The organism is Bradyrhizobium sp. (genome assembly GCF_030697065.1).
Classification (GTDB): Bacteria; Pseudomonadota; Alphaproteobacteria; order Rhizobiales; family Xanthobacteraceae; genus Bradyrhizobium.
The window spans coordinates 1-11,988 of record NZ_JAUYQU010000243.1 but is presented as its reverse complement, the minus strand read 5'-3'; the positions used below and the strand labels follow the sequence as shown (position 1 = coordinate 11,988).

The following is an 11,988-nucleotide window of genomic DNA, read 5'->3' as shown; positions in this document are numbered from 1 at the left end:
TCCGGCTCGGTCAGGATGCGGCGCATGTCGTCACGGGTCAGCGCTTCCAGCTCGACCCGGATCGGCAATCGCCCTTGCAGTTCCGGCAGCAGGTCCGACGGCTTTGCGATGTGAAACGCGCCTGACGCGATGAACAGGATGTGATCGGTCTTGACCGCGCCGTGCTTGGTCGAGACTGTGGTGCCTTCGATCAGAGGCAGCAGGTCGCGCTGCACGCCCTCGCGCGAAACGTCGCCGCCGGTGCGGCCGTCGCGAACGCAGATCTTGTCGATCTCGTCGAGAAACACGATGCCGTTGTTTTCGACCGCATGAATCGCTTCCTGCACCAGTTGATCGTTGTCCAGCAGCTTGTCGGATTCCTCGTTGACCAGAAGTTCGTGGGAATCCACAACCGTCAGGCGGCGGGTCTTGGTCCGTCCGCCCATCTTGCCGAAGATATCGCCGATCGAGATCGCGCCGAGCTGCGCCCCGGGCATCCCGGGAATCTCGAACATCGGGGCGCCGCCGGAAGATTGGGTCTCGATCTCGATTTCCTTGTCATTGAGTTCGCCGGCGCGCAACTTCCTGCGAAACGAATCCCGCGTCGCGGGGCCGGAGCCCGGGCCGACCAGGGCATCGAGCACGCGCTCCTCGGCGGCGAGTTGCGCACGGGCCTGCACGTCCTTGCGCTTGCGTTCGCGGGTCTGCGCGATCGCGACCTCGACCAGGTCGCGGATGATCTGCTCGACGTCTCGGCCGACATAGCCGACCTCGGTGAATTTGGTGGCTTCGACCTTGATGAACGGGGCCCCCGCCAGTTTCGCCAGCCGCCGCGCGATTTCGGTCTTGCCGACGCCGGTCGGCCCGATCATCAGGATGTTTTTCGGCAGCACTTCCTCGCGCAGCAGGCCGGTGAGCTGAAGCCGGCGCCAGCGATTGCGCAGTGCGATGGAAACTGCGCGCTTGGCATCGGCCTGGCCGACGATGAAGCGGTCGAGTTCGGAAACGATTTCACGGGGGGAGAAGTCGGTCATGCGTCCTAGCTAGGTTTAAAATGTGGCCGGCACAAGCGGCTTCAGATGATCGGCGGTCCGGCCGGCGCTGCGCTCGCGCGTCATCGGTCGCGCACCATCAGCAGGGCCTCGCCTTCGGATGTATCGACCAGGCGATCCCGGCGAAATCCGGCCTTTTCATAGGCGCGGATCGCGCGCGCATTGGCAGGATCGGGGTCGGTGATGACGCGAGGCGCGCCGGAGGCCAGCAACAGATCGATGAAAGTGCGGATAAACGCCGATCCATGACCGCGGTCCACCATGGCGAGTTCTCCGATGAACTGGTCGATGGCACGGGTTCCCTTGGGATGGTCGCCCAGTCCGCTATCCGGCCAGATTTCGGGATCATAGCACTGGATGTATCCGAAGGGCCGGCCGTCCGTCGCCACGATGAACTGGTCAATGGTCTCGACTTCGAGGTCGCCGCTGACCAGTTCGAATTGTTCGGAAGCGTCGCCCCACCACTGCACCACGTGCGGTTCTGCCAGCCAGCGCTTCACCAGCGGGAGATCTGCCGCTGTCATCGGGCGAAACTGGTAGCGACCGGCGGGCATCGGCGGGTCATGCATCCCGTACCATGAGGAGCGCAACGCCGTCCGGCGTGTCGACTTCGCGATCGCGCTGAAATCCGGCTTTCTCATAGGCCCGTATGGCACGGGAATTCGTCGGTCTGGGGTCGAGCACGACGCGAGGCGTGCCATTGCTCAGCAGGTCTTCAATGAAGGCGCCGACGAAGGCAGACCCGTGGCCGCGCCCCATCATATCGGCCTCCCCGATGAACTGGTCGATTCCGCGCGTGCCGGCCGGCTGCGGACCAAAGCCGCTGGTCCACTCGCTCATGCGATAGCACTGCAGGTAGGCGAACGGCCGGCCTTCCAGGGTCACGATGAATTGCGCTGCGTCCGGATGATTCAGATCTCCACTGACGAACTCGAAGGTTTCGGGATCATGCCACCATTCGGCGACATGCGGCTCCCCAAGCCAGCGCTGAACCAGCGGCAGATCGGCTTTCGTCATCGGACGGAATATGTAAGGCGGAGCCATGACCGGCCGCGCGCTCCTTAGAGGGTCTCGAGGGTCACGTTGCGGTTGGTATAGACGCAGATGTCCGCGGCGATATCGAGGGCCCGGCGCACGATGGCTTCGGCGTCCTTGTCGGAATCGACCAAGGCGCGGGCGGCCGCCAGGGCGTAGTTGCCGCCGGATCCGATCGCCATCACGCCGGCTTCCGGCTCCAGCACGTCGCCGGTGCCGGTCAGGACCAGCGAGACATCCTTGTCGGCGACGATCATCATCGCTTCCAGCCGCCGCAGATAACGGTCGGTGCGCCAGTCCTTGGCGAGTTCGACCGCGGCACGGGTCAATTGCCCCGGGTATTGCTCGAGCTTGCTTTCCAGCCGCTCGAACAGCGTAAAGGCGTCGGCTGTGGCGCCGGCAAAACCGCCGATCACGTCGCCCTTGCCGAGTTTGCGTACCTTCCTGGCGTTGGATTTGATGACGGTCTGGCCGATCGAGACCTGGCCGTCGCCGCCGATCACCACCTTGCCACCCTTGCGGACCGTCAAAATGGTGGTGCCGTGCCAGACCGGCGACTGGGATTGTGATGCGTGCATGGAATTCCCTGTGTTGGCCCAAATCTAGGGATTGGCGCGGGAGGTTACAATCGCTGCGCTTTGAAGCCTGATTTCGGTCACCATAGGGCGAAGTTCGCCCTCCCCTGGGCTATCCCGCAGTAGCGAAGGCCGCATCGGCCTGTTAAAAGGGCCGCGTTTTCGGCCAAAGGAAAGCAGTTTTCATGCGCACGGCGACCATCAAGCGCAAAACCAAAGAGACCGATATCGAGGTGACGGTGGACCTCGACGGATCAGGCGTGTCCAACGTCGCGACCGGGGTCGGCTTTTTCGATCATATGCTCGATCTCCTGGCCCGGCATTCGCGCATCGACCTGACCGTAAAGGCGGTCGGCGACCTCCATATCGACGACCATCACACGACAGAGGATGTCGGCATCGCGATCGGCCAGGCGGTGAAGCAGGCGCTCGGCAACATGGCCGGGATCAGCCGCTATGCGGGGGTCTATATGCCGATGGACGAGACGCTGTCGCGGGTCGTGATCGACATATCCGGTCGGCCGGTTCTGGTGTTCAAGGTTGAGTTTCCGCGCGACAAGATCGGCGCGTTCGATACCGAACTGGTTCGCGAATGGTTCAACGCCTTTGCGATCAATGCCGGCGTGACTTTGCACGTCGAGACCCTATATGGCGAGAACAGCCACCATATCGCCGAATCCTGCTTCAAGGGTCTGGCGAGGGCACTTCGTGCGGCAGTCGCGATCGATCCGCGCGCCGCCGGCGAAGTTCCGTCCACCAAGGGTCAGCTCGGCGGCTGATTTCGTTCTCGGCGGAGAGTTGCGATGCCGGTTTATACGGTTCATGCGCCAGTAATGATCGATGCGGGGACCCGGGCGGCCGACAGGTTCGCCTTCGTTCGCGACGGCTTTCATTTCTGGGCGGCTCTGCTGGGCCCGGTCTGGCTGCTCTGGCATGGGCTGTGGCTGGCGCTGATCGGCTGGATCGTCGTGATGGTCGCGGTCAGTGTCGGAATGGCGGCGCTCGGCGTCGGCGGAAACGCGATCCTTCTCGTCGATCTCATGCTGGCGCTGCTGATGGGGTTCGAAGCGGCGAGCTTGCGGCGCTGGACCCTGTCGCGGCGCAACTGGCGCCAGCTCGACATAGTGGTGGCCGAGGATTCGGAAACCGCCGAGCGGCGGTTCTTTGATCGCTGGACCGCCAAGCAGCGCGCGCTTGTCAACGATCAACCGGCGGTCGAGCGCGGCGGGCCGCCGCCGACCCGGGATGTTCCGGGCCAGCCGTTTTCGCGGCCGCCGCCATTGCCGCGAAGCGAGATCATCGGATTGTTTCCGGAACCGGGAGGCTCGCGGTGAGCGTTGCCATCATCGATTACGGCTCCGGCAATCTGCACTCCGCCGCCAAGGCGTTCGAACGCGCGGCGCGCGGCATGGCGGTGCCGGAAAAGATCGTGGTGACCCGCGACCCCGAAACGGTGTTTCGCGCCGATCGCATCGTGCTGCCGGGCGTCGGCGCCTTCGCCGATTGCCGAAAGGGCCTCGACGCGCTCGACGGCATGATCGAAGCCATGACCGAAGCGGTGCGCGACAAGGCGCGGCCGTTTTTCGGCATTTGCGTCGGCATGCAGTTGATGGCGACCCGCGGCAAGGAGCACGTCACGACCGACGGCTTCAACTGGATCGCGGGCGACGTCGAAAAGATCTCGCCGCGCGAAGAGAACCTGAAAATTCCGCACATGGGCTGGAACACGCTGGACATGGTCCGGGAACACCCGGTGCTCGAGCGGTTGCCGCTCGGCCCGAAGGGCCGCCACGCTTACTTCGTGCACTCCTACCACCTCAATGCCACCCATGAGTCGGAAGTGCTGGCGCGCGCCGACTACGGCGGACCGGTGACTGCGATGGTCGGCAAGGACACCGCGATCGGCACCCAGTTTCACCCGGAAAAAAGCCAGCGCTTCGGGCTGGCCCTGATTTCGAACTTCTTGAAATGGAAGCCGTGATTCTTTTTCCCGCCATCGACCTGAAGAACGGCCAGTGCGTCCGCCTCGAGCAGGGTGACATGGCGCGCGCCACCGTGTTCAGCCTCGAACCCGCGGCGCAGGCGCGGAGCTTCGCCGCGCAGGGGTTCGAATATCTGCACGTGGTCGACCTCGACGGCGCCTTTGCCGGCAAGCCGATGAACGCGGCTGCCGTCGAATCGATGCTCGAGGTTGTCACCATGCCGGTGCAGCTCGGCGGCGGGATTCGCGATCTCAAGACCGTCGAGGCTTGGCTCGCCAAGGGCGTCACCCGCGTGATCATCGGTACCGCCGCGGTGCGCGATCCCGAACTGGTGAAGGGGGCTGCCAAGAAATTCCCCGGCCGCGTCGCGGTCGGTCTCGATGCGCGCGACGGCAAGGTCGCGGTCGAAGGCTGGGCCGAGACCTCGCAGGTCACGGTGCTGGAAATCGCGCGGCGTTTCGAGGATGCCGGCGTTGCCGCGATCATCTTCACCGACATCGCGCGCGACGGCCTGCTGAAGGGCCTCAATCTCGACGCCACCATCGAACTTGCCGAACGCATCTCGATCCCTGTCATCGCCTCGGGCGGTTTTGCCTCGATCGAGGACGTCAAGGCGTTGCTGGCGCCGCGCGCCCGGAAACTGGCCGGCGCGATCGCGGGCCGCGCGCTCTATGACGGCCGGCTCGATCCCGAAGCAGCGTTGGCGCTGATCCGCAGCGCGCGCGCCGCGGTCTAGGAGTCGCAGATGTTCAAGGTTCGCGTGATTCCCTGTCTCGACGTCAAGGACGGCCGGGTCGTCAAGGGCGTCAACTTCGTCGATTTGCGCGACGCCGGAGATCCCGTGGAGGCGGCCATCGCCTATGACGCCGCCGGCGCCGACGAGCTTTGCTTTCTCGACATCACCGCCACGCATGAAAATCGCGGCACCATGATGGAGGTGGTCCGGCGCACGGCGGAAGCCTGCTTCATGCCACTGACCGTGGGCGGCGGGGTGCGAACCGTCGACGACATCAAGATGTTGCTGCGATCCGGCGCCGACAAGGTGTCGATCAACAGCGCGGCCGTCAGCCGCCGCGAATTCGTCAAGGAAGCCGCGGAGAAATTCGGCGATCAGTGCATCGTGGTGGCGATCGACGCCAAGCGCGTCAAGCGCGGCGGTGGCGGCGAGCGCTGGGAAATCTTCACCCATGGCGGACGCAATTCCACCGGGATCGATGCGATCGAATACGCCCAGGAAGTGGTCTCGCTCGGCGCCGGCGAAATCCTGCTGACATCGATGGACCGGGACGGCACGAGGCAGGGGTTCGACCTGCCGCTGACCCAGGCGGTGGCGGACAGCATCCGGGTTCCGGTCATCGCCTCCGGCGGGGTCGGCAATCTCGATCATCTGGTCGACGGCATCCGGCAGGGCCATGCGACCGCGGTGCTGGCGGCGTCGATATTTCACTTCGGGGAATTCACCATACGCCAGGCCAAGGACCACATGGTGCGCGCCGGGCTGCCGATGCGGCTCGATCCCTGACGACTCTTTGTGACAGAAGTGCTACATCCCCCGGCGGAGAACGCGCCCCGGACCCGGTGGCGCGCGTGTTGGGTTTGAGTTGATGACGCGTTTCACGATCCATGATCTGGCTGCCACCATCGACGCCCGTGCGGCGGCCGGCGGCGAGGCGTCCTACACCGTCAAGCTCCTCGGCAAGGGCGCGGAGCATTGCGCCAAGAAGCTCGGCGAGGAGGCGGTGGAAACCGTGATCGCCGCCGTCGAGGACGACCGCGACCACCTGATCGCCGAAAGTGCCGATCTGCTGTTTCACCTGCTGGTGCTGCTGAAATCACGCGGCGTCCGGCTTGAAGAGGTCGAGGGCGCGCTGGAACAGCGTACCGGCACGTCAGGACTCGAAGAGAAGGCCGCGCGCAAGCGCGACACGTAAGAGCCAAGGGTACGCTAGAGGTCAACGCTAGAGGCGGCTGATGGACATCAGGGCACCGGATCAACAATACAATCCATACCGGATATTCTCGCGGGAGCAGTGGGCGCGCCTGCGCGACGACACGCCGATGACGCTGGAGCCGGGCGAGTTCGAGCGGCTGCGTTCGATGCATGATCGCCTCGACATGAAGGAGGTCGAGGACATCTTTCTGCCGCTGTCGCGGCTGCTGTCGATCTATGTCGATGCCACGCTGCGGCTCTATCAGGCGCAGCGGCAATTCCTCGGCATCCGCGATCGCAAGGTGCCCTACATCATCGGCGTCGCGGGATCGGTCGCCGTCGGCAAGTCGACCACCGCGCGCGTGCTGCAGGCGCTGCTGGCGCGCTGGTCGCCGCGGCCCAAGGTCGACCTCGTCACCACCGACGGCTTTCTGTTTCCCAATGCGGTGCTGGAACGGCAGGGCCTGATGCAGAAAAAGGGCTTCCCGGAGAGCTATGATCTGCCGACGCTGCTGTCATTCCTCAGCGACATCAAGGCGGGCCGGCGGCCGGTGCGGGCGCCGGTCTATTCGCACCTGACCTACGACATCGTTCCGAATAAATGGGTCGAGGTCGACCGCCCGGATATCCTGATCGTCGAGGGCGTCAATGTGCTGCAGACCGGACGGCTGCCCCGCGACGGCAAGGCGGTCCCGGTGGTGTCGGACTTCTTCGATTTCTCGGTCTATATCGACGCCGACGAACCGGTGCTGCGCGACTGGTACGTCCGGCGCTTTCTGGCGCTGCGCGACACCGCCTTTACCGACCCGCGGTCGTATTTCCATCGTTATGCGCTGCTGTCCGACGAGGAGGCCACCGCCACCGCGCTGGCGATCTGGGAGCGCACCAACCTCGCCAATCTCGAGGACAACATCCTGCCGACACGGCCGCGGGCGACGCTGATCCTGAAAAAGGGCGCCGATCACGTGGTCGAAACCGTGGCGCTGCGCCGGCTCTGAGCCGCGCGTCAGGCGGCGTGCCGCGACGCATCGGCGCCGAAATGCCCGATATAGCGGGCGCTGATCGCCGAAACCGGCATCACGATCAGCACGTCGGTGGTACCGAACTGATGATCGATCACGGCGCCGTCGCCGATAAAGGCCCCCAGCCGCAGATATCCCTTGATCAGAGGCGGCAGCTCGTGAAGGGCGGCCCTCGGGTTGATCGCCTCCTTCGCCATCCGGTTCATCTCGACCCGGCGGGAGGGATGCGCGCTGGCGCGCCAGGCTGCCGGGGCCTGCGCGTAGTGATGCAGGAACGACAACGGCATCGCCACCCGGTCGGGATCGGTGCCCTCGAACGACGCGCAGCCGATCATGACGTCGAGCCGGTGCTGGCGGACATAGGCCCAGATTCCGTGCCACAGCAGTTCGACGGTGCGCTTGGTGCGATAGCGCGGCAGCACGCAGGAACGCCCGAGTTCGAGAAAGCGCAGGCCGGCGTGGCGGCCGGTCAGGCTCGCTATGTCGAACTCGTTCTCGCTGTAGAAGCCGCCATGCCGTTCCGCCACCTCCTGGCGCAATAGCCGGTAGGTGCCGACCACCGGCTGCCTGCCGCGCATCGATGGCTTGGCGGCGTGATCGATCACCATCAGATGATCGCAAATCCTGTCGAACGCATCCTTGTCGCGGCGGGCCAGCAGGGTTGCGGCATCGGCGATGGCGCTGCCGTCCCGATAAAACACGCGGTAGCGCAGCTTTTGCGCGCGCCGGACCTCACGCTTTTCCTGCGCCAGCCGGACCTCGAGGGCGCCGAGCCGCCCCAGCGTGACCGGAAGCGGCTTGAACCAGGTGACCGCCGCCTGCGCGGTGGCTCCGATCGTCTCCGGACGCAGCAGCCGGATCAGGCGCTGCGTCGATCGCGCCAATTCGCCGTTCTGCATGGCTTCCCTCGCGACCGCGAATCGGCGCGGTCTTCGAGGGTTGAGAGATCACGGGCATCCGACAGTCATGTGACGCCGCAATTGTCGGCGGATGACGGCGCTCAGGCCGCGAGATGCCGCGACGCCGCCAATCCGGCCAGCGCATCGGCGAGCTTTTCGCGATCGAGCGGCTTGATGAGAAAGCCGTCCATGCCGGCCTCGAAGCAGGCGTAGCGGTCCTCCACCAGCGTATTTGCGGTCAGCGCCAGGATCGGCGTCTGGCGGCCGGGCTGGCCGGCCTCGCGCTCGCGGATCCGCCGGGTGGTCTCGATGCCGTCCAGCCGCGGCATCTGGACATCCATCAGCACGAGATCGTAGGGCGCGCCGGCGGATTTGGCGGCAAGCCAGGATTCCAGCGCCTCCTCGCCATTGGTGGTGAGGACGGCAACATGCCCCAGGCGCGTCAGCAATGAGCGCATCAGCAGCGCGTTGATCTCGTTGTCCTCCGCCACCAGGATCGAGAGCCCGCGCGCCGGCGCGTTCGAAGGCGCCGCGACATTGTCTGATGCATCGATCAGGTCGTCGCCGGCCAGGTCGGGCGCCCGCACGTCCGGCGGCATGCTCAGGCGGGCCGCGAGCGAGGCGGCGCGCAGCGGCTTGATCAGATAGCCGGTGAAGGCGGAGGCCGGGGAAGGTTGCAGTTCATGCCGGGTGGCCGGCGTGAACAGCACGATGCGCTGGGTCGCATGGATGCGGGCGGCTTCGGCCAGCATGGCGGCCTCGCCGGCACCGAGCGCATGGTCGAGCAGCACGGCGTGCCAGATCCGTTCCGGCAGCAGCGCCTGCGCCGCCGCGATATCCGAAACCACGCAGGTCTGGCCGCCCCAGCGCTGCAGCCGCCGCGCGATCAGCGAAGCCTCGATGCTCTGCGGCCCGACCAGCATGATCGATTGATCGGTCAGATCCGGCGGAGCAAAGGCAGGTTGCTCGCTCGCATGGCCTTCGGCGCCCGCGAGCGGAATCGATACCTCGAAGGTCGAGCCGGCGCCCAGTTCGCTCTGCAGCGTGATGCGGCCGCCCATGCGCTTGACGATGCGTTCGGAGATGCTGAGCCCGAGGCCGGTGCCGCCATAGCTGCGCGCGATGCGCTCGTCGGCCTGTTCGAACTCGCGGAAGATCCGCTCCCTCGCCTCGGGCGCGATGCCGATGCCGGTGTCGCGCACCAGGAAACTGACTTCGTCCGGCCAAAGGCCGGGCTCGACGATCAGCGCCACGCCGCCGGTCGAGGTGAACTTGATCGCGTTGCCGGCGAGATTGAGCAGCACCTGGCGCAGCCGCGCGGCGTCACCGACCACCTGCAGCGGCAGCCGCTCGTCGACATAAGCCGCGATCTCGAGCTGCCGCGCCTGCGCCCGCGGCGCCAGCAGTTCGGTGATGTCCTCGATCAGGGCCGATAGCGCGAACGGGCGGTGTTCGAGATCGATCTTTCCGGCCTCGATCTTGGAATAATCCAGCAGCTCCTCGATCAGCGACAGCAGCGCGTCGCCCGACGTCTTCACCGCCTTCGCATAGGTCGCCTGTTCCGGCGTCAGCGGCGTATCCAGCAGCAGGCCGCTCATGCCGATGATGCCGTTCAGCGGCGTGCGGATTTCGTGGGACGCCATCGCCAGGAAGCGCGACTTGGCGCGGTTGGCGGCGTCGGCGTGATCGCGGGCCTCGGCCAGCGCGCGCTCGGTCTCGGTGCGGTCGGTGACGTCGCGGCCGACGCTCTGCATTTCCGCGGGCTGGCCGGCATCGCTGCGGATCAGGCCCTCGCGCCAGGCGATCCAGCGCGGACCGAGCGCGGTCGCGACCTTCTGGTCGTGGATCCTTGTACCGTTGGTCTCGATCGCGGTGCCGCCCTGCTCCAGCACGTTGAGCGCAAACCGGCTGCCGATCAGTTTTTCGCGCGGCCGTTCCGCCAGTTCGCAATAGGCATCGTTGGCGAAGGTGATGCGGCCGTCGCAGGCGCGCAGCACGATCAGGTCGCCTTGCGATTCGAACAGGCTGCGGGCGCGCTGCTCGGCCTCCTGCAGTTCCCAGTTGCGGTCGACCAGCGCTTCATTGTGCAGCGCCAGCTTGCGCATGTTCTGCCGCACCCAGCGCAGCCGGAAGCTCAGGGTCGCCAGCGCGAGGCAGGCGAGCGCGAACAGGAAGCTGGCGCCGATCGCAAAGGCGTGGGGGTCGTAGCCGGAGCCCTCGACCCGGCTGCCGGAGATGAAGCCATAGGCGCCGCCGAACGCGGCCGAAAAGATCATGAAAGAGCGGACAATGAAGGTGAGCCACGGGTGGCGCCGGGCGAAGCGGCGCATGCGTACCTTGACCCGGAAAATCCGCCGCTTCATGCCGTGACCCTGTCGCTGTGCTTCCGCATCTGTCGCGGCGCTGAACATGGCGCGGCGACCTTGCGAAGTGCTTGAGGCCGGAGGGTCTGGCGTCGTCCGATAGGAACGTGGTTTACGAGAGGTTAAGAGATTTAAAGTGCGGCGGCGGCCAGCCGGCGCGGCGCGCCATGGGCGCCGACGATCAGGGCGGCGGCCTCGCGCGCCGAGAAGCGCTTCGAGGCGACGAAGATCCGGTAATCGGCGGGGCCGCCCGGGGACAGATAGATGATAGGCCGGGATGCCGCGGGGCCGGCGGAGATCGCCACGAAACGGGTGGCGGCGTTGATCGCGCAGCCATGCGAGGTTGCCTGGGCTTTCGTGCCGTCGATATCGTCGAGCACGGCAAAGTCGGCGGCCGCGGCATCGTCGGTCAGTTGCACCCGCACGGTGGCAAGCGACGGATCGCCGGTGAAGCTGACATGAGCCTGCGCCTGCCAGGGCAGCGAGGTGATCTGCACCGAGCCCTCGCCGATCGCGAGGCAGGGCCGCGCGCCTGGCAGGAGGTCGCCGCCCGCGAACATCGCGGCGGCCAGCAACGGAAAAGCCGAGGCCAGGATCTTCAAACGCAACATGATACGCACTCGCTCGCCGACACGCCGGGAAACCGCTGCGGCTTATGGTGTGCGGAGTGTAAAGAAAACTCGTTACCGTCGGGTTGACGGCGGAACGGGTTGCCTTCGGGCTATCCCACCCCGAGGCCGTCGTCCCCCGCCACCGGGTCGGCGCATCGCGCCGCCCGATGACAGGCTCCTGCGGGGGACCCGGTACGCCGCGGCCTATCGGTTCAATCATCGACGTTTCTGTTGTCTGTCTTTCCGGGCGAGGGTGGAGTGCATATTCCGTCATTGCGAGCGCAGCGAAGCAATCCATCTCACCGCGCAAAGAAAGAATGGATTGCTTCGCTGCGCTCGCAATGACGAGGCTCCATCCGACACGCCCTATCCGACACGTCCTCGCATTCTCGCGGCGCGTTGCGCCCGAGGTATGCGTCCGTTTCGCCCTCTCTCAAGAAGAGAGGGCGCGGGGAAAGCCGGGCGCCGATCGCACCCGCGGTCGTGCACAAGAAGCGCACGAGTAGACCACAGGGCAACCGGATCATCCGGCTTTCCCCG

At 65.8% G+C, this 11,988-nt stretch carries 14 protein-coding genes; 7 read left to right on the top strand and 7 right to left on the bottom strand.

Annotated features, from left to right (window positions below; translation table 11 throughout):
* From hslU to hslV, 4 genes are all read right to left on the bottom strand, one after another.
* A partial coding sequence (gene hslU, locus Q8R73_RS19175; protein WP_305721123.1) for an ATP-dependent protease ATPase subunit HslU occupies positions 1-1,013 on the bottom strand: 1,013 nt, incomplete at its 3' end.
* Between the two features lie 80 nt (positions 1,014-1,093).
* Positions 1,094-1,585: a GNAT family N-acetyltransferase gene (locus Q8R73_RS19170; protein WP_305721122.1), complete on the bottom strand. Its 492-nt coding sequence runs from the start codon at positions 1,583-1,585 to the stop codon at positions 1,094-1,096.
* Between the two features lie 7 nt (positions 1,586-1,592).
* Positions 1,593-2,075, bottom strand: coding sequence for a GNAT family N-acetyltransferase (locus Q8R73_RS19165; RefSeq protein ID WP_305721121.1), 483 nt, complete (start codon positions 2,073-2,075; stop codon positions 1,593-1,595).
* 17 nt (positions 2,076-2,092) lie between these two features.
* Complete coding sequence (gene hslV, locus Q8R73_RS19160; protein ID WP_305721120.1) at positions 2,093-2,644, bottom strand: ATP-dependent protease subunit HslV; 552 nt, start codon at positions 2,642-2,644, stop codon at positions 2,093-2,095.
* Between the two features lie 182 nt (positions 2,645-2,826).
* Between hslV and hisB the strand changes: the two genes are divergently transcribed.
* From hisB to coaA, 7 genes are all read left to right on the top strand, one after another.
* Positions 2,827-3,420, top strand: a complete 594-nt coding sequence (gene hisB, locus Q8R73_RS19155; RefSeq protein ID WP_305721119.1) for an imidazoleglycerol-phosphate dehydratase HisB — start codon at positions 2,827-2,829, stop codon at positions 3,418-3,420.
* A gap of 24 nt (positions 3,421-3,444) precedes the next feature.
* Positions 3,445-3,975 carry a DUF2628 domain-containing protein gene (locus Q8R73_RS19150; RefSeq protein WP_305721118.1) on the top strand — a complete coding sequence of 177 codons (531 nt, stop codon included), beginning with the start codon at positions 3,445-3,447 and terminating at the stop codon, positions 3,973-3,975.
* On the top strand, positions 3,972-4,622 hold the full coding sequence (gene hisH, locus Q8R73_RS19145) for an imidazole glycerol phosphate synthase subunit HisH (RefSeq protein ID WP_305721117.1): 651 nt from the start codon (positions 3,972-3,974) through the stop codon (positions 4,620-4,622). Before Q8R73_RS19150 ends, hisH begins: the two co-directional genes overlap by 4 nt.
* Positions 4,619-5,359: a 1-(5-phosphoribosyl)-5-[(5-phosphoribosylamino)methylideneamino]imidazole-4-carboxamide isomerase gene (hisA, locus tag Q8R73_RS19140; protein ID WP_305721116.1), complete on the top strand. Its 741-nt coding sequence runs from the start codon at positions 4,619-4,621 to the stop codon at positions 5,357-5,359. The genes hisH and hisA overlap by 4 nt, the downstream gene beginning before the upstream one ends.
* A gap of 9 nt (positions 5,360-5,368) precedes the next feature.
* Positions 5,369-6,145 (top strand): imidazole glycerol phosphate synthase subunit HisF, encoded by a 777-nt coding sequence (gene hisF / locus Q8R73_RS19135; protein WP_304739097.1) that lies wholly within the window; start codon positions 5,369-5,371, stop codon positions 6,143-6,145.
* A gap of 82 nt (positions 6,146-6,227) precedes the next feature.
* Complete coding sequence (locus Q8R73_RS19130; protein WP_305721115.1) at positions 6,228-6,554, top strand: phosphoribosyl-ATP diphosphatase; 327 nt, start codon at positions 6,228-6,230, stop codon at positions 6,552-6,554.
* Positions 6,555-6,594: 40 nt separating this feature from the next.
* Positions 6,595-7,551: a type I pantothenate kinase gene (coaA, locus tag Q8R73_RS19125; RefSeq protein ID WP_305721114.1), complete on the top strand. Its 957-nt coding sequence runs from the start codon at positions 6,595-6,597 to the stop codon at positions 7,549-7,551.
* An 8-nt stretch (positions 7,552-7,559) separates the two neighbouring features.
* On the opposite strand, the gene Q8R73_RS19120 is transcribed toward coaA, so the two are convergent.
* From Q8R73_RS19120 to Q8R73_RS19110, 3 genes are all read right to left on the bottom strand, one after another.
* Complete coding sequence (locus Q8R73_RS19120) at positions 7,560-8,474, bottom strand: GNAT family N-acetyltransferase (RefSeq protein WP_305721113.1); 915 nt, start codon at positions 8,472-8,474, stop codon at positions 7,560-7,562.
* Between the two features lie 101 nt (positions 8,475-8,575).
* On the bottom strand, positions 8,576-10,837 hold the full coding sequence (locus tag Q8R73_RS19115) for an ATP-binding protein (protein ID WP_305721112.1): 2,262 nt from the start codon (positions 10,835-10,837) through the stop codon (positions 8,576-8,578).
* 131 nt (positions 10,838-10,968) lie between these two features.
* Positions 10,969-11,448: a hypothetical protein gene (locus Q8R73_RS19110; RefSeq protein WP_305721111.1), complete on the bottom strand. Its 480-nt coding sequence runs from the start codon at positions 11,446-11,448 to the stop codon at positions 10,969-10,971.
* Positions 11,449-11,988 lie beyond the last annotated feature (540 nt).